This is a genomic window from Euzebya sp. (genome assembly GCF_964222135.1).
GTDB lineage: Bacteria > Actinomycetota > Nitriliruptoria > Euzebyales > Euzebyaceae > Euzebya.
In genome coordinates this window covers 1-17,266 of the sequence record NZ_CAXQBR010000084.1, presented here as the reverse complement: position 1 = coordinate 17,266, position 17,266 = coordinate 1, and the positions used below count along the sequence as shown (strand labels likewise).

Sequence of the window (17,266 nt, the reverse complement as noted above, 5' to 3'; positions counted from 1 at the left end):
ATGATGGGGGGCATGCAGACCCAACCCGCGGACCCGACGAGCCCGGTCCTGGCCAACGCGGTCGTGGTGGCCGGCTTCGCGGTGATCTTCACGACGTTCGTCTTCGACACGCCCTGGTCGGTGGCCATCGGCGTGGCCATGGTCCTGGCCGGCGGCCTCTGGGCGGGGTTCAGCGGGACCGGGTTCGCCGGCATCGCCGACCCGGTCCCCGGCACCCCGGAGCCGCCGGCGGTCGAGGGGGCGCGGGCGACGCGCGAGGGCGCCGAGGGCCACCCGAAGCCGGAGTCCGGCCGCGTGGAGCAGACCGACGGACGCACCGCCTGAGCCGCGCCGCCGCGTGCAGCGGCGGGACCCGGACGACCAGCAGGGGTGGGGGGACGTCCCCACCTCGGCGCTCGAGCACCCGTACGTCCGGCTGCTGCAGGTACTCGCCTTCGCGCTGGTCGTGTTCCTCGGCCTGAACCAGCTGGGTCTGCTCGACGACACGCCCGACGCGCTGCGGACGACGAGGATCACCGGCGAGGACCCCGTGAGCGCCGCGGCGTCGGTCGCCCGCCAGAGCCACGGCGGCGGCGCGCCGACGGTCGTGCTCGCCGGGATCGACGCGCTGGCCGACGGCGTGGTCGCGACCGGCCTCGCCGGCGCGGTGGGCGCACCGATCCTGCTCAACGAGTCGGGAGGGTTGAACCCGCAGACCCGTGACGTGCTCCGCGAGCTCGACACCGAGCGGGTGTTCCTGATCGGCGGGACGAACGCCCTGAGCGCCGACGTCGCGCGGGTGCTCGAGGAGGACCTCGACCTCGAGGTGGTCCGCGTCGCCGGGGGGTCCCGGTTCGACACCGCCTCGCGGGTCGCCGACCTGGTCGCGGCCGAGACCGAGCCGGCGGAGATAGACGGGTTGCGGTCCGCGCTGGTCGTGCCGGCCGAGGACGTCGCCGCAGCGCTCGAGGCCGGGTCGATCGCAGCGTCCCGGGCCACCCCGATGCCGGTGCTGATCAGCCAGGGGGGCCGGCTGCCCGAGCCGACGGTGGCGGCCATCGAGCGGCTGGGCATCGAGCAGCTCGTCGTCGTGGCGGGCACCGGGGCCGGCGCGGGGGCCGTGGAGCAGGACTTCGACGGCCCGGTCCGGGTGGTCGAGGGCGTCAACGGCGCCGCCGACCTGGCGATCGACATCCGGGACTTCCGGCCGCCGAGAGCCGTGGTGGTCCCCGCCGGCGACCAGGCGCGGACGCTGATCGCCGGGCCCCTCGCGGGCCGCGAGTCCGGCGTGATCCTGACCGCCGACACCGCCCAGTCCTGGCTGGCGGAGAACTGCGGCACCCTCGGCGAGCTGTTCGTCGTCGGCGAGGAGGACGAGGTCACGGACGCCCAGGTCGAGGCCGCCGAGATCGCCGCGACGGACTGTGGCGAGGACGCGTGAGCGCCTCGGCGTCGCGGCCGTCACCGCGGCGCTGGCCCTCGGCGCGGTCGCGTGCAGCGGCGGCGGCCGCGAGCTGACCGGACCCCCGTCCGGCCAGGAGGACGACGTGCCGGCGGACGCCCCCACCGGCTTGTACGTCGAGGGGGAGGACGAGCCGGAGCCGTCGCAGGGCCCGCTCCTGCAACCGGGGTCGTGACCGGCTGGCCGACGGGTCTGGCCCCCTGCGGGCCGAAGGTCCCCCGCGTCCCCGGACGTTCAGCCTTCCGCTCGGGACGCTGCGCCCCCATGATGGTCACCATCGGATCACGCCCGGTGATCAGGTCGTGGACGACGAGGAGGTCCTGATGTCGGTCAAGGAGTGGATGGCCATCGACCCGGTGGTGGTCGGGCCGGACGTCGAGGTGCGACAGGCCCGCAAGCTGCTGGCCCAGCACGGCATCCGGCACCTGCCGGTCGTCGACGACGGCGTGCTGATCGGGATCGTGAGCGACCGCGACGTGAAGATCGACGACCGCTCCCTGCACCGCCTCGAGGCGCTCGAGCGCATCGGCGAGGCCGTGGGCGAGGGCAAGCCGGTCGAGGCGGTGATGAGCGGATCGGTCCACACCATCGGACCGGACGACAGCGTCGGCGACGCCGCACGGCTGATGCTGTCGCGGCGCGTCAGCGCCCTGCCCGTCGTCGACGACGAGCGGGCCCTGCTCGGGATCATCACCACCACCGACTGCCTGCTCGCCGCGCTGACGTGCAACCCGGACCTCGAGCACCCGCTCCTGTTCACGGGATCCACCGACGCGGAGTAGCCGCCGACCGGGATCGGGGCACGCCACAGGAGGGTCCGATGGCCACGGAGACCGCGCAGAGGGCGCTCGAGCCGCTGACGGTCGAGGAGTGCATGGCGCTGCTCGACCGCACCTACCTGGGACGGCTGGCGTACGTCGCCGACGGGCGCCCCCGGATCGTCCCGCTGAACTTCCTCTACGACCGCGGGACGGTCCTCGTCCGCATCGGCTACGGCACGCTCCTCGACGCCGTCCAGGGCGCGCACGTGGTGTTCGAGATCGACGGGGTCGACCCGCTGTCGCACACCGGCTGGAGCGTGATCGTCACCGGGGTCGCGGAGGAGGTGTGGCAGCCCGACCAGCTCGACGTCGTCCGCGACCTGCCGCTGCGCCCGTGGGCCCCGGGCGAACGGGACCACTACGTCCGGATCGCCCCGTCGGCGATCACCGGTCGCCGCATCGGCCGCCGGACCTGACCGCGGCTGCTTCCGACCGCGGCTGGGGCCTCCCGGCTAGGAGGCGGTGAGCGCGGCGGTCACGACGCTGACGAGGGCCTCGGCCCCGCGGTCGCTGACGTGGACCCCGTCCCCGCCGAAGTAGGCGGGGGTCGCGTCCGAGGCGCCGTTCCAGTCGGCCAGCACGGTGTTCGGCCAGCGGCCGGTGGCGCCGCTGAGCGCGCGGTTGACGGCCGTCTCCCAGGGCCGGGGGACCCGGACGTTCACGAGCACGACCCGGCTGGCGTCCTCGAAGTGGCCGAGGACCTCGTCGATCGTCGCGGTGTTCGTGGCACCGTTGCTGCCCAGGTGGATGACGACCGCGTCGTCGGGACCGGGCACGCGGTCGTCGTCGACGAGCTCGTGCCACTGCCGGCCGATGCGGGCGTCGACGGTCACGCTCGGGCCCATCGCCTCGAAGTGCGGGGCCGCGCCGACGATCACCGAGTCGCCGTACACGTAGATCTGGTCGTACCGCTGTGACAGCGCCGTCGCCGTGGCGGGATCAGCTGGCGCCTCCCCGGGCTCCGGCGCGGACCGGTCACCGGTCCGGGACGGGTCCCCGTCATCCACCGGGTGCAGCGGCACCGGCTCGACGGCGGGCTTGGCGGCCGTGCTGACCGGTGCCGGCGTGGCCGCCGCGGCCGCGTCGACGGGCAGCTGGGCGTTGCCGACGGCGACCATCGCCAGCACCGAGAGCGCGGCGACGGCGCTGCCCCGCTTGAGGGCCGCGGTCTCGGGGGCCGCACGCCGGAGCGCGCGGAGCTGCTCGAGGAACCGGCCCTCGCGGATCGGCTGCTCGATGTAGGTGTAGGAGATCTCGGCCAGCGCGACGGTGGCGCCGAGCCGGACGAGCGTCAGCCACGGGTCGCCGACGATCGTGTCGACGCCCGGCCGCAGCACCATGAACAGCGGCCAGTGCCACAGGTACATGCCGTAGGAGCGCGCGCCGATCCAGCGGAGGGGCCGCCACGACAGCGGGACGCTGAGGAACGACCCGGGCGTCACGACGGCGGCGAGGACGGCCGCGGTGGCGAGCGCCACGACCGCGAACCCGCCCTGGTAGAGGCGGGCGTCGTAGGCGCCGAGCACGACGAACTGGCTCACGAGCACCGCCGCGCCGACGACGCCGACGAGGTCGGGGATCGCGGCGGTGCGCACCTTGCCGACGCCGAGGGTCGCCCAGGGCCGCCAGACCATGGCGAGGGCCACGCCGATGAGGATGCCGGCGGCCCGGGTGTCGGTGCCGTAGTAGAGCCGGGACGGGTCGACGGCCGGATCGAACCAGCGCCACATCAGCGCGGTCGAGGCCACCGCGCCGACCACGGCCGCGGCGAGCGTCAGGCGACGTCCGAGCAGCCGGCGCCCCGCGAGGAACAGCAGCGGGAAGACCAGGTAGAACTGCTCCTCGATCGCGAGGGACCACAGGTGCTGGAGCAGCGGCGGGCGGCCGAAGGACTCGAAGTACGACTGCTCGGTCGCGATCAGCGACCAGTTCATGACGTAGCCGAGGGCCGCGGCCACCTGTCCGCCCAGGTTCCCGAGCGCGTCGGTCGCGGTGAACGCCGCCAGCACCGCCACGCCCGCGAGCACGACACCGAGGGCCGGGAGCAGCCGGCGGGCCCGGCGCTTCCAGAAGGTCAGCAGGTCGATGCGCCCCGTCCGCTCGTACTCGGTGATCAGCAGGGCGGTGATCAGGTACCCGCTGATGGTGAAGAACACCTCGACGCCCAGGTAGCCGCCGCCGAGCCACGCCTCGTCGGCGTGGTACGCCATCACCGCCACCACGGCGATCGCGCGCAGCCCGTCGAGGGCCGGGAGGTACGGCAGTCGCCGCACGGGGCCCATGCTGAACGACAGGCCGTGTCTGGCGGGGAAGCTCACGTCCGGGGGTGCTCCGAGGCGAGGTCGACGAGGGTGATCCGGGCGGCCGGAACCGTACGCGCGAGGGTACTCCCGCGCGGTGTGCGTGTGGACGGGTCAAGTCGAGGTCGAGGGTTGCGCGGAGGTCCGTCGGTCGCGCCGGCTCTAGGATCCGACGGCCGACGTCGACGACCCTGGAGCTGAGGTTGATGCCCGAGCACGTGTCCTACGCCGTGGCCGGCGGGGTGGCGACCCTGACCATGGACCACGCCGAGACCCGCAACGCCCTCACCGCGGAGCTGGTGAACGGCCTGGGTGATGGCCTCGCCCGGGCCGAGGCGGACCCGGACGTCCGGGTGGTGGTCCTGACGAACCGGGGGGCGGCGTTCTGCGCCGGCGCCGACCTGAAGGGCGTGTCGCAGGAGGAGCCCCGCTACACCCTGGTGGAGCTGCTCGACGCGATCCAGACGTCCGCGACCCCGGTCGTGGGTCGCATCGCGGGGCACTGCACCGGCGGGGGGGTCGGTCTGGCGGCCGCGTGCGACGTGTCGCTGATGGTGGCCGACGCGGTCATGGGCTTCACCGAGGTCCGCATCGGCGTGGTGCCGGCGATCATCAGCGTCGTCTGCCTGCCGAAGATGCGCCGCGGTGACGCGATGGAGCTGTTCCTGTCCGGCGAGAAGATCGCCGCCGCCCGCGCGGCAGAGGTCGGGCTGGTGACCCGTGCGGTCCCGCCGGAGGCGCTCGACGGGGCGGTCGCCGGCGTCGTGGGCGCGATCGCCCGAGGCGGTCCTGAGGCGCTGGGACTGGCCAAGCGGCTGGTGAACGAGGTCCCCGCCATGGACCGTCAGGCGGCGTTCGCCTGGACCGCGGAGATCTCCGCCGAGCGCTTCGCCTCGACCGAGGCGGCGGAGGGCATCGCCGCGTTCCGCGAGCGGCGCGACGCTGCGTGGGTGTCCGCAGACGGTGGCGCGGGGAGGTGACACGATCGGGGCCTGCGTCGCCTGACGGCGATCGAGGCCCCGATCGTGGCGGATGTCGTCGGGTCCTCAGCGCGAGGAGGCGGAGAACCGCGCGAGCTGGCGGGACTGGACCACCAGGCGACCCTCGCCGTCGTGGACCAGCGCGTCCTCGTCGAGGAACCCGTCGCCGACGTGGTTGGTCGTCGCCCGCACCGTCAGCGGTCCGGCGGCCGGCCGGGCGCGGACGTGGGCGGTCAGCTCGACGGTCGGCACCCAGCCGGTGACGCCCATGGCGGCCCACACGGCCGGTGGGGTGATGTCGCAGGCGATCAGCGCGGCGAGCTGGCCGAGCCGGGCGTCGGTCGACTCGAGGTCGGTCACCACGCGGATCTCGGCGACCTCGCCCGTCCGGCCCTCGGTGAACCCGGTCGTGGCCGTGTCGAGTCGCATCCCGACGCGCCGGGAGACCCGTGGGGCCGGGAACGCCACCTCGTCGGCGTCCGCCCGCGGGCTGAGCGTGGCGCTGTCGGGGTCCCAGGGGGCGGCGGCATGCCACGACGGGCCCTCGATGGTCGTGCGGTCACCCACCGAGGCCATGACCGCGAGGACCGGCTCGCCCTGCTGGGTGCCGGTGGCCGTCACGGTGGTGAACCGGCGGCTGCCGCCCACCCGAGAGACGGCGAAGGCGATGGGGCCCATGGCGGCCTTGCGTAGGTAGTGCGTCGTCGTCGTGAACAGGTCCGGCTGCCCGGTGGCCGCGAGGACCGCCGACCCGGCCAACGCCGCCAGGTAGCCCCCGTGGGGGATGCCGTGGACGTCGAAGCCGTCGTGGACGGTCGCGGTCCAGACGTCGCCGTCGGCCCGGACGGCCAGCGCCTCGCCCAGCGGGATCTGCTCGGTGTCCTCCATGGCTGGGTCAGGCTACCGGCGTCGGGCTGGCCGGGGACCGGGTTGCAGCGGCGTTGGAGGAACGTTGCAGCCCCGTCCCGTCGTGCCCACCGCAGGCCCGCACGTCCATAGGGTGCCGTCCACCGCGGGCCGGATGGTCGTGCCCGCCCGGAATCCGAGGTTCACATGTTGCGAGTACGACGGGGCACGCGGGTCGAGGTCCGCGCGCTCCTCGCCGCCACCGCGCTGGTCGCGGTGCTGGCTGCCCTGATCCCCTCCGCGGCGAGCGCCGCGGTCGTCCAGCGCCTCGAGGGCGACGACACCGTCTCGGCCGCGCTGGCCTGGTCGCAGTTCGCCTACCCCGACGGGGGCGTCACCACCGCCCTGCTGGGTCGCGCCGACGACTTCCCCGACGCGCTGTCCGCCGGCGGCCCCCAGGGCCAGGCCGAGACCGGCGCGCCGCTGCTGCTCACCCCCACCGACGCCCTCGACCCGGCGGTCGCCGCCGAGCTCGAGCGCCTCGGCGTGACCGACGTCGTCATCCTGGGCGGGGTCAACGCGATCTCCGCCGACGTCGAGGCCGCCCTCACCGAGGCCGGCTACACCGTCACCCGGCTCGAGGGCCCCGAGCGCATCGCGACCGCCGTGGCCGTCGCCGAGGCGACCTACCCCCAGGCCACCGCGGCGGTCCTCGCCCGCGCGCAGGCCGACGCCGAGGACCCCAGCCGGGCGTTCGCGGACTCCCTGGCGGCCGGCGCGCTGGCGGCCTCGCTGCAGGCCCCCGTGCTGCTCACCCCCACCGGTGAGCTGGACGCCGACGTGCTCGCCTACCTGACCGAGGCCGGCGTCGAGACCGTCTACGTCATCGGCGGCGAGCTCGCCATCTCCGCCGACGTCGAGGCCGCCCTGACCGAGGCCGGCTTCACCGTCCAGCGCGTGGGTGGCGACAACCGCGCCGCCACCGCCGTCGCGGTCGCCATGACCCAGTTCACCCAGGGCCCGCCGAACGCGGTCGCCCTGATCGAGGGCAGCGGACCCGACGCGTGGGCCTCCGGCCTGCCGGCTGCCGCCGCCAGCGCCACCCAGGGCATCGCCCTGCTGCTGACCGCCGGCGAGACCCTCCCGCCGGAGACCGAGGGCACCCTGGCCCAGCTCGGCGGCGCCCCGGTCGTGTGCGGCCCGCTGGTCGACCCCGCGGCCTGCGATGCCGCCGACGCGCCGCCGCCGGAGCCGCCGGGCACCGTCGTCACCGAGGGCCTCGCAGGTCCCCGCGACGTCGAGATCGGCCCCGACGGCGAGGTCTACGTCACCATCCAGAACTTCGGTGGCGAGGACTGCATCGACAGCCCCGACGGCGAGCTCTGCTTCGGTGAGACCAGCCAGGTGGTGTCCGTCGACACCGAGTCCGGGGAGACCACCCCGGTCGTCGACGGGCTCAGCTCCCTGAGCTTCGGCGTCGGTGCCAGCGACGTGGCGGTCGACGCCGAGGGCACGTTCCACATCGCGATGGGGCTCGGTGCGCCCCCCGAGGCCCGCGAGGGCTTCCCCGAGTCCGGGGCCCAGCTCGGAACCTACGTGCAGTCGAGCGAGGGCGAGACGACCGTCGTCGCCGACATCGCCGGCCACGAGGGTGAGGACGACCCCGACGGCGCCGGCGCCGACTCGAACCCCTACGCGATCGCCCTGGCGACCGACGGCGGCGTCGTGATCGCCGACGCGGGCGGCAACAGCTTGGTCCGCGTCGACGAGGAGGGGGCGATCACCACCCTGGCGACGTTCCCGGAGGTCGAGACCGAGGAGGGCCCCCGCCAGGCGGTGCCGACCTCGATCGCGGTCGGCCCCGACGGCGACTACTACGTCGGCGAGCTCGGCGGCGAGCAGCCCGGTGCCGCGCGCATCTGGCGGGTCCCGGCCGAGGGCGGTGAGCCCGAGGTGTACGCCGAGGGCCTGACGTTCGTCATCGACCTGGCGTTCGACGGCGAGGGGAACCTCTACGTCCTGAGCCTGTTCCCGACCGGGGTGCTGACCCGCATCTCGCCGGACGGCGAGCAGGTCGTCCTCAGCGAGGGCGACCTGGTCGAGCCGCTGGGCCTGGCTGTGGCCGAGGACGGCCTGTACGTCGTCAACTGCGGGCTGAGCTGCCCCGACGGCGGCCAGCTGCTCTTCGTCAGCTTCGACGAGCTGGCCGAGATGTTCGCCGGCGCGACGCTGGACCGCGGTGAGCCCGAGGGCTACACCTCCCCGGTCCACGAGGCGTGGGGCGACAGGATCGGTCCGCGCTAGCCCGGTGACGTGACGCAGCGCAGGGGCGGGTCGCATCGCGGCCCGCCCCTGTCGTGTCAGCCCACCCCACCGACCAGCTCCTCCCCCCGAGGTCCCCGATGTCGACTCGACCCCTGTCCCGCCGCCGGCTGCTCGCCACCGGGGCCGTGGGCGCCGCCGCCCTGGCCATCCCCGGACGGGCTGCCGCCCCCGCTGCCGCGGGGGTGCTGCCGCCGTGGTGCTCGATCCCGCTCGCGGGCTTCGCCGCGACACCCGAGGCGCTGCTGCCCGAGCTGTTCGCCGCCGAGCTGCGGGTCCCGCCGGTGGCGGTGCCGGTCGAGGACGCCGGCGGCGTGGACCGCTACCGGATCGCGGTGGTCTGCGCGACCGCGGAGATCCTCCCGGGACGCGAGACCGACCTGCTGACCTACGACGGCACCTGGCCGGGGCCCACGATCCGCGCGGTCCGGGGTCGCCCGGTCGAGGTGGAGGTCACCAACGGCCACGACGCGCCGGTGGTCGTGCACCTCCACGGCGGGGTGACCGCCCCGGAGCACGACGGCCACCCCCTCGACCAGATCGCCCCGGGCGCGCGGCGCACCTACCGCTACCCCAACGACCAGCCGGGCGCGACGCTCTGGTACCACGACCACGTGATGCACGCGACGGCCCGCAACGTCCACGCGGGGCTCGCCGGGGCGTACGTGCTCACCGACCCGGCCGAGGACGACGCCCTCGGGCTGCCCGATGCCGACCACGACCTGCTGTGGCTCCTGTCCGACCGCACCTTCGACGCCGATGGCCAGCTGGCGTACGACCCCGGCCCGACCCACGACGGCGTGCCCGGCGACGTCCTGTGCGTCAACGGCGTGCCGCACCCGTCGACCCGGCTGGACCGGGCGACGTACCGGGTGCGCGTGGTCAACGGTTCGAACAACCGGCCCTTCGGGCTCCGCCGCGCCGACGGCGTGCCGTGGACCCAGATCGGCGGGGACCAGGGGCTCCTCCCCGCCCCGGTCGAGCGGGACCAGCTCGACCTGTGGCCCGGTGAGCGCGCCGAGCTGGTGATGGACCTGGCCGCGGTCGCCGCGGGGACGTCGGTCACCATCGAGGACGTCGTCGCGCCCGAGGCCCGTCGCGGGCTGCTCCGCATCGCCGTGGGCGAGGCGACCGGGCCGGCCGTCGCCGTGCCCCGCGCGCTGCGGCCGATCGCGGCCACGGCGGCGCCGACGGCCACCCGCGAGGTGCTGCTGTCCTTCGCGAGCGACACCTGGCGGCTCAACGGCAACGCCTTCGACGCCGCCCGGATCGACGCGACGCCCCGCGCCGGCGCGCTCGAGCGGTGGCGCTTCCGCAACCCGTCGGCCGCCACGCACCCGATGCACCTGCACCAGGCGCACCTGCGGCTCGTGTCCCGGACGTCCCGGCAGGGCCAGGCCCTGACGGTCCAGCCGTGGGAGGAGGGGTGGGCCGACACCGTGCCCGTCCACGCCGGCCAGACCGTCGAGGTCGACGCCCGCTTCGCCCACATCCCGGGCACCTTCGTCTACCACTGCCACATCCTCGAGCACGAGGACCACGACATGATGGCCCAGCTCCGCGTCGTCGGCGCCCGGCGCCTGGCGGGGGCCGGCCGGGTCGAGACGGCCGTCGAGGTGTCCGCCACGACCTCCCCCGCCGACGCGCCGGTGGCGTGGGTCTGCAGCGCCGACGGCTTCGCCGACGCCCTCGCCGCGGGTCCGGCGGCGGCGGCGACCGGCGGGCCCGTGCTGCTCACGGGGCGCGACGCCCTGCACCCGGCGACCGCCGCGGAGCTGCGCCGCCTCGTGCCGGAGCGGATCGTCGTGGTCGGCGGCCCCTCCGCCGTCAGCGAGGCGGTCGCCCAGGCGCTCGCCGCGATCGCGCCGGTCGCGCGGCTGGCCGGCCCCTCCCGCCACGCCACCGCGGCGGCGGTGAGCGCCGCGACGTTCGCGTCGGCACCGGTGGTTCACCTCGCGACCGGCGACGCCTTCCCCGACGCGCTGGGCGGTGGCGCCGCGGCGGTGGCCGTCGGCGGTCCGCTGCTGCTGGTGTCCCGCGACGCGCTGCCGGCCGAGACCGCCGCCGAGCTGGCCCGGCTGGCCCCCGGGCGGGTGGTGGTGCTGGGCGGCACCGGCGCGATCGGCGAGGCGGTCGCGGCGGCGGCGGGCGAGGCCGCCGGGGCGCCGGTCGAGCGGATCGCCGGGCCGGACCGCCACGCCACGGCCGCCGCGCTGTCGGCGGCCACGTTCGCGCCGCGACCGGACGGCGTGGTCGTCGTCGCCACCGGCCAGGCGTTCCCGGATGCGCTCGCCGCCGCGCCGCTGGCGGGCGGGCGGGGCCCGCTGCTGCTGGTCCCGCCGACCGGCGTGCCGGACGTCGTCACGGCCGAGGTCAGCCGCCTGCAGCCCCGCGACCTGTTCGTGGTCGGCGGGGCGACCGCGGTGCCCGACGCCGTCGTGGCCGCGCTCGAGGCCCTCCTCGACGCCTGACCGCGCGGGCGGGCTCAGCCCGCGCCGAGGACCTCGTGGATCGGCACGGGCTCGGGCTCGGCGAGCTGCTCGGTCGAGCAGGACCCCGGCTCGCGGTCGGGTCGCCAGCGCAGCATCTTCGTGGTGCCGCGGAACCGCCCGGCGGTGGCCCAGGTGTAGCTGACCTCGACCACCCGCTCGGGGCGGAGCGGGATCCACGAGTGGTCGCCACCCCGGGCGCCGCTCCACCGGTTCGGGGCTCCGGGCATCGAGCCGTCGGCGTTGGCCTCGGCGTCGAGCCAGGCCGACCACGGATGGCCACTGAAGTCCTCCATGACCAGCGGGGCGACCTCGTCGAGCAGCTCCCGGCGCCTGGCCGCGGTGAAGCTGGCCGCCACCCCGACGTGCCACAGCTGCCCCTCGGGGCTGTAGAGGCCGAGGATCAGCGAGCCCACCCCGTCGCCGGACTTGTGGATCCGGTAGCCCGCCACGACGCAGTCGGCGCTGCGGACGTGCTTGAGCTTGAACTGGGTGCGCTTGTCGAAGGTGTAGGGGTCCCCGAGGGGCTTGACGATCAGGCCGTCCAGGCCCGCACCCTCGAACGCGTCGAACCACTCCATGGCCACGGCGGGGTCGCGAGTCGCGGGTGCAAGGTGGATCGGGGGGTGGAACCCGCCGGCGATGTCCTCGAGGACGGCGCGGCGCGCCTCGAACGGCTGGCTGATCAGCGACTCGTCCCCCAGCGCGAGCACGTCGAAGGCGACGAACTCCGCCGGCGTGCGCTCGGCCAGCATGGCGACACGGGACTCGGCCGGGTGGATCCGCTGGCCCAGCGCGTCGAAGTCGAGTCGGCCGTCGATGGCGACGAACAGCTCCCCGTCGACGACGCAGCGCTCGGGGAGGGCGTCGAGCAGCGGCGCGCGCATCTCCGGGAAGTACCGGTCCAGCGGCTTCTCGTTGCGGGAGCCCAGCACGACCTCGTCGCCGTCGCGGAAGACGATGCAGCGGTAGCCGTCCCACTTCGGCTCGTACGACATCGGGCCGTCCGGCAGGGCCTTGACGGGCTTGGCGAGCATGGGCTTGACGGGCGGCATGACGGGCAGGTCCACGTCGGCGAGCGTACCGGCCGCGATCGGGGTGACGTCGTGCGCGAGGCTCGAGAGGGGTAGAGGTGTGGCCATGGCCCGCTCGGCACGTCACCGCGCCGTCGTCGGGACCGGCGTGCTGCTGGTCGCCGTCGTGGCGGTCGTCAACGCGATCTCGCTGCCGTCGACCGCGCCGGCCGACGTCGACGGCGACTACGTCGTGACGGCGGCGTGGAACCTGGCGACCGAGGGCGTCTTCTCGACCTCCCGCGACGACGGGCCGCTCGATCACCACCCGGGCCGCGAACCCCTCTTCCCCGCCCTGCTCGCCGGGGCGATCCTCGTCGACGCCGTGGTGCACGGCGGCGGAGTGGTCGACGACCTCGACGTGGACTGCGTCGTCGAGGGCACGTCGCCGGCGTGTCGTGCGCCGAACGCGCGCTGGAAGCTGCTGAACGGCGTGCTGCTCCTCTGCCTGGTCGGGTTGACCTGGGCCACCGCCCGGCTGTGGCTGCCGCCCGCCTGGGCCCTCGCGCCGACCGCGGTCGTGGCGACGTCCACCAGCGTGCTGGGCTACGTCGACACCTACTACACCGAGGTCCTGGCGGCGCTGCTGCTCCTGGCCGCCAGCGCGGCGTCGGTGCAGCTCCAGCGCAGCGGTCGTCGGCGCTGGGCCGTCGCGGGCGGCCTGTCCCTCGGGCTGCTCGCGCTGACCAAGGCCATCTTCCTCTACGTGATCCCGCTCGTCGCGGCGGTGGTGTGGCTGGTCGGTGACCGGACCACCCGTGACGCCCGCACCGCGCACGGCCGGGTGGTCGCCGTACTGGTCGTGGCCGCGCTGTCGCTGCCGGTGGCGTGGATGGCCCGCAACGCGGTCGCCGGGGAGGGGTGGGTGATCACCCGCGGTGCGGACGCGGTCCTGATGACCCGGCTGTCCTACGACACCCTCACGGCGCGGGAGGCCGGCGCGGCGATCCTCTACTGGGCCACCCCCACCCACGGCCCCGACCTCGCGGCCGCGCTGCTGCCCGAGGACGCCCACGCCCGCCTCGACCGCGACGACCCGGACGGCTACTACCAGGGCCACGAGCGGGTGCGCGACGAGGTCGACCGCGACGGCCTGGGGACGGTGCTGGCGCGCCGAGCCGTCCCGCACGTCGTCCTCACGCCCCTCCTCCTCTACCGCGGGGCCGTCCCCTGGGCGCAGTTCGACGTCGACGGACCCGCCGTGCACGTCGGGGATCTCGCCGCCGAGCTGATCGGTCGCACGTACCTGCCCGCCATGGCGGTGCTGGCGTGGTGGGGGTGGCGCCGCCGCCGGTCCTCCCTGGCGCTGTTCGTCACGCCCGCCCTCGCGTCGTTCGCCCTCTACGCGGGCATGACCCACTTCATGCCCCGCTACAGCGTGCCGGCGGTCGGGGTCGGCGCGATCGCCGTCGCCGTCGCCGCCCACGCGCTGTGGCGGCGCGGACGGTCGGAGGACCGTCGTGCCACCGGGGCGGCGCCCCCGCCCTCCCCCGTGGCCGAGGACGTGTCGGCGTGAAGAGCCTCGGGCTGCTGGCGAGCGCCATCTCCGATCAGCGGCAGCGGCGGAACCTGCGGGTGGTCGTGCGACTGCTGGTCCTCCTCGTCGTCCTGACGGTGGCCTACGCGGCGGTGTTCCACCAGCTGATGGCCCTCGAGGACCGCGAGTTCTCCTGGACCACCAGCTTCTACTGGGTGCTGACGGTCATGTCGACGTTGGGGTTCGGCGACATCACCTTCGAGGGCGACGCGGGCAGGGCCTTCTCGATGCTGGTCCTCGCCACCGGCGCGGTGTTCATCCTCGTCCTGTTGCCGTTCGCGGTCATCAAGTTCGTCGTCGACCCGTGGATGGATGCGCGCGAGCGGTCACGCGCCCCACGGGAGCTCGACGACCGCACCGCGGGCCACATCATCATCACCCAGCTGGACGCGATGACCGACGCGCTCATCGATCACGCCCGCGCCGCGTCCATCCCGTACGTCGTGCTGGTGGACGACGTCGACGAGGCGCTGCGGCTGCACGACCGTGGCTACGCGGTGATGCGCGGCGAGCTGGACGACCCCTCGACGTACGTCGAGGCGCGGGCGGCACAGGCGGCGCTGCTGGTCACCACCCGCTCGGACGCGGCGAACACCAACGTCGCCTTCACCGTCCGCGGGGTGGACGAGGACGTCCCGATCGTCGCGACCGCCACGGCCGCCGCATCGGTCGACGTCCTCGAGCTGGCCGGCTGCGACCGGGTGCTGCAGATGGGCCAGCTGCTCGGGGAGGCCATGGCGCGACGCGTGCTCGGTCGGGACCGCCGCGCCCACGTGATCGGCTCGTTCGGCGTGATCCTCATCGCCGAGGCGACCGTCGCGGGGACCGACATGGTCGGTCGAGCGCTGGCGGAGGTGGACATGCGCCGTTGCGCCGGCGTCAACGTGATCGGCGTGTGGGGCGGTGGGACGTTCCGGCGGCCGACGCCGGACGAGGAGCTGGCGGAGGCGGACGTGCTGATCCTCGCCGGCACCGAGGAGCAGCTCGACGCGTACGACCGGATCCACGCGGCCGACGACCCCTACGACCTGTCGGTGCTGGTACTCGGCGGCGGGAGGGTCGGCCGGGCCGCCGCCACGGCCCTGGCGGAGCGGGGCATCGCCGCGACGGTCGTCGAGCAGGACCCGGACCGGCCCCGCGTCGACGGCGGCCGGTACGTCATCGGTGACGCCGCCGACCTCGAGGTGCTGCGCGAGGCGGGGATCGACGACGTCGGGGCCGTCCTGATCACCAGCCACGAGGACGACCGCAACGTCTTCCTGACCATCTACTGCCGCCGCCTCCGCGAGGACCTGCAGATCATCGCCAGGGCGACCCGCGACCGGAACACCGCGACGCTCCACCGGGCCGGCGCCGACGCGGTGCTGGGCTACGCGAGCCTCGGCGCCATCCGCATGTGGAACGTGATGGGCGACGACGACCGGCTGCTCGTGGTCGAGGGGGTGCAGCTGTTCCAGACCCCGGTGCCGCCGGGCCTCGCCGGCAGGAGCCTCGCGGACGCGGACGTCGGGGCGGAGACGGGGTGCACCGTGGTGGCGATCGAGGAGGGCGGGCAGGTGCGGGCCACCCCCGACCCCGAGACCCCGCTGCCGGCCGACGCGGACCTGGTGGTCATCGCCGACGACGAGTCCGAAGCGCGGTTCCGGGAGCGGTACCCGGCGCGCTGACGGTCGCGCCGACGGGGACCGCCCGTCGCCATGTCACACCTCCCCCCTAACCTTGATCGGTTGTGCCAAACTTCGGTCATGCCGAAGTTCGTCAACCGTGAACAAGAGCTCCGCGCGCTCGAGCGGGCCTGCGGGCCCGGCATGGCCGTGGTCAGCGGGCGGCGGCGGGTCGGGAAGACCGCGCTGCTCGACGCGTTCGCCGGCAGCCGACGGGCGATCTTCCTGCCCGGCACCCGTGCGCCGGTCGCCGAGGCCATGCGCCGCCTGGAGGAGCGCGTCCGGACCGTCGCCCCGCCCCAGCCCGGCGACCTGCTGGACCTCGGGCACCTCGAGTCCTGGGACGCCGCGCTCGGCTACCTCCTCGCCCGGGCGGCCGAGGAACCGCTGCTGCTGGTCCTCGACGAGTTCCCGTACCTGTGCGAGACCGACCCGTCCCTCCCCTCCACCCTCCAGGCCCGCTGGGACCACCGGGGCGACAGCCAGCTGTCGATCATCCTCGCCGGCAGCCACGTCGGGCTGATGGAGGAGCTGGTCGCCTCCGACGCCCCGCTCTTCGGCCGGCCGGACATGCACCTCCGGCTGCAGCCGTTCAGCTGGCGCCACGCACCGCTGCTCGTCGGCGGGGAGGATCCGGAGGTGTGGCTCGAGGCGTTCGTCACCGTCGGGGGCATGCCGCGCTACCTGGCCCTGTGGGATCCCCGCCACGACGCCGCCGCCAACCTGGCAGCGATGCTCGACGGCGCCGGCGCGCCCCTGGGCGACGAGGGGACCGTGGTCCTCCAGGAGCTCACCCCGGGCTCGGCCGCCGCCCGTGTGCTCGAGCTGGTGGCCCTGGGGGCCGGGTCGTTCACCGCGATCCGCGATCGCGCGGGGTTGGCGCCGGCGACCACGTCGGAGGCGCTGAGCGCCCTCGAGCGGCTCGGCCTCCTGGACCGGCTGACGCCCGTCGGCGAGGACCCGCGCCGCACGAAGCGGGTTCGCTACCAGGTGCGCGACCCGTTCCTCCGCCTGTGGCTCGGCGTGGTCCTCCCCCACCGGGATGCCTTCGAGCTGGGCCGTGGCGGGGCGGTCCTGCGACGGGCCGCCGACCGGATCGCCGCGTCGCAGGCGTCGGCCCTGCGGGGGGTCGTCGCCGACTGGCTGGCGGACCGCACCGGCGTCGCCTGCGGCGAGTGGTGGGGCGGCCCGGGAGAGGACGACGTCGACGTGATGGCGGTCGAGGGCCCCCACGTCCTGCACGCGGTCAGCTGCCACTGGGCAGCGGGGGTGGAGGGGAGGGTGTGGGCGGACCGGATCCGACAGGCCCTGGAGCGGCGACCGGAGGAGGTCGACGTCGTGGCGCGGAGCGGCTCGGGGGTGCTGACGCCCGCCGCGCTCTACGCCGACGGCGGATCCGGGTAGCGTGAGCCACATGGGCTTCGTCACGAACGATCCGAAGAAGGCCGACGAGAAGACCCCGGGCGGTCACGGCCTGGTCGTCGACCTGCAGCTGCGGGTCTGCCCGGAGTGCCGCCGCGAGGTGCCCGAGTGGCAGGACGAGTGCCCGCGCTGCGGCGTCGCGGCCGTCCCGCAGGCGTCGCTGCCCCCGACGATGCCGGACATCCCCGCCCACCTGCTGGTGGACGAGGACGCCGAGGACGCGCCTGAGGGGGGCGCGTCTGCAGACGGGTCCGACGGCGGGTCCGGCGCCGGCTGAGTCAGGCCGAGGGCGCCAGGCGGCCCGTCCGCCGCACCAGCTCGTCCGGCAGGGCGGCGAGGGGCACGACCGCGGGGGGGGGGGGGGGGGGGGG

General features: G+C 75.1%; 15 protein-coding genes. 12 read left to right on the top strand and 3 right to left on the bottom strand.

The features are described 5' to 3' along the window. Window positions 1-12: 12 nt before the first annotated feature. The 5 genes from ACEQ2X_RS18370 (at window position 13) to ACEQ2X_RS18350 (ending at window position 2,678) form a co-directional block, all read left to right on the top strand. Complete coding sequence (locus ACEQ2X_RS18370) at window positions 13-324, top strand: hypothetical protein (protein ID WP_370327310.1); 312 nt, start codon at window positions 13-15, stop codon at window positions 322-324. A 13-nt stretch (window positions 325-337) separates the two neighbouring features. After that, window positions 338-1,420 carry a cell wall-binding repeat-containing protein gene (locus tag ACEQ2X_RS18365; RefSeq protein WP_370327309.1) on the top strand — a complete coding sequence of 361 codons (1,083 nt, stop codon included), beginning with the start codon at window positions 338-340 and terminating at the stop codon, window positions 1,418-1,420. After that, window positions 1,404-1,616, top strand: a complete 213-nt coding sequence (locus ACEQ2X_RS18360; protein ID WP_370327307.1) for a hypothetical protein — start codon at window positions 1,404-1,406, stop codon at window positions 1,614-1,616. Before ACEQ2X_RS18365 ends, ACEQ2X_RS18360 begins: the two co-directional genes overlap by 17 nt. A gap of 127 nt (window positions 1,617-1,743) precedes the next feature. After that, on the top strand, window positions 1,744-2,223 hold the full coding sequence (locus ACEQ2X_RS18355; protein ID WP_370327306.1) for a CBS domain-containing protein: 480 nt from the start codon (window positions 1,744-1,746) through the stop codon (window positions 2,221-2,223). Between the two features lie 38 nt (window positions 2,224-2,261). After that, the gene (locus ACEQ2X_RS18350; RefSeq protein ID WP_370327305.1) at window positions 2,262-2,678 is read left to right on the top strand and encodes a pyridoxamine 5'-phosphate oxidase family protein; all 417 of its coding nucleotides are present in this window, start codon (window positions 2,262-2,264) and stop codon (window positions 2,676-2,678) included. A gap of 36 nt (window positions 2,679-2,714) precedes the next feature. On the opposite strand, the gene ACEQ2X_RS18345 is transcribed toward ACEQ2X_RS18350, so the two are convergent. Then, the gene (locus tag ACEQ2X_RS18345) at window positions 2,715-4,535 is read right to left on the bottom strand and encodes an acyltransferase family protein (protein WP_370327304.1); all 1,821 of its coding nucleotides are present in this window, start codon (window positions 4,533-4,535) and stop codon (window positions 2,715-2,717) included. A gap of 233 nt (window positions 4,536-4,768) precedes the next feature. Between ACEQ2X_RS18345 and ACEQ2X_RS18340 the strand changes: the two genes are divergently transcribed. Further along, window positions 4,769-5,542: an enoyl-CoA hydratase/isomerase family protein gene (locus ACEQ2X_RS18340; RefSeq protein WP_370327303.1), complete on the top strand. Its 774-nt coding sequence runs from the start codon at window positions 4,769-4,771 to the stop codon at window positions 5,540-5,542. A 66-nt stretch (window positions 5,543-5,608) separates the two neighbouring features. On the opposite strand, the gene ACEQ2X_RS18335 is transcribed toward ACEQ2X_RS18340, so the two are convergent. Beyond that, window positions 5,609-6,430 (bottom strand): thioesterase family protein, encoded by an 822-nt coding sequence (locus tag ACEQ2X_RS18335; protein WP_370327302.1) that lies wholly within the window; start codon window positions 6,428-6,430, stop codon window positions 5,609-5,611. A gap of 165 nt (window positions 6,431-6,595) precedes the next feature. Here ACEQ2X_RS18335 and ACEQ2X_RS18330 point away from each other — a divergent pair, with 165 nt between their 5' ends. Together ACEQ2X_RS18330 and ACEQ2X_RS18325 are read left to right on the top strand one after the other, a co-directional pair. Then, window positions 6,596-8,692, top strand: coding sequence for a ScyD/ScyE family protein (locus ACEQ2X_RS18330; protein ID WP_370327301.1), 2,097 nt, complete (start codon window positions 6,596-6,598; stop codon window positions 8,690-8,692). Between the two features lie 98 nt (window positions 8,693-8,790). Beyond that, complete coding sequence (locus ACEQ2X_RS18325) at window positions 8,791-11,181, top strand: cell wall-binding repeat-containing protein (protein WP_370327300.1); 2,391 nt, start codon at window positions 8,791-8,793, stop codon at window positions 11,179-11,181. Between the two features lie 14 nt (window positions 11,182-11,195). Here the strand turns inward: ACEQ2X_RS18325 and ACEQ2X_RS18320 are convergent, their stop codons facing one another. Further along, on the bottom strand, window positions 11,196-12,269 hold the full coding sequence (locus ACEQ2X_RS18320) for an ATP-dependent DNA ligase (RefSeq protein WP_370327299.1): 1,074 nt from the start codon (window positions 12,267-12,269) through the stop codon (window positions 11,196-11,198). 70 nt (window positions 12,270-12,339) lie between these two features. On the opposite strand from ACEQ2X_RS18320, the gene ACEQ2X_RS18315 reads away from it, so the two are divergent. The 4 genes from ACEQ2X_RS18315 (at window position 12,340) to ACEQ2X_RS18300 (ending at window position 17,172) form a co-directional block, all read left to right on the top strand. Continuing rightward, window positions 12,340-13,788: a hypothetical protein gene (locus tag ACEQ2X_RS18315; protein WP_370327298.1), complete on the top strand. Its 1,449-nt coding sequence runs from the start codon at window positions 12,340-12,342 to the stop codon at window positions 13,786-13,788. Next, on the top strand, window positions 13,785-15,476 hold the full coding sequence (locus ACEQ2X_RS18310) for a TrkA family potassium uptake protein (RefSeq protein WP_370327297.1): 1,692 nt from the start codon (window positions 13,785-13,787) through the stop codon (window positions 15,474-15,476). Before ACEQ2X_RS18315 ends, ACEQ2X_RS18310 begins: the two co-directional genes overlap by 4 nt. A gap of 78 nt (window positions 15,477-15,554) precedes the next feature. Then, window positions 15,555-16,877, top strand: coding sequence for an ATP-binding protein (locus ACEQ2X_RS18305; protein WP_370327296.1), 1,323 nt, complete (start codon window positions 15,555-15,557; stop codon window positions 16,875-16,877). 10 nt (window positions 16,878-16,887) lie between these two features. After that, window positions 16,888-17,172 carry a hypothetical protein gene (locus ACEQ2X_RS18300; protein ID WP_370327295.1) on the top strand — a complete coding sequence of 95 codons (285 nt, stop codon included), beginning with the start codon at window positions 16,888-16,890 and terminating at the stop codon, window positions 17,170-17,172. Window positions 17,173-17,266 lie beyond the last annotated feature (94 nt).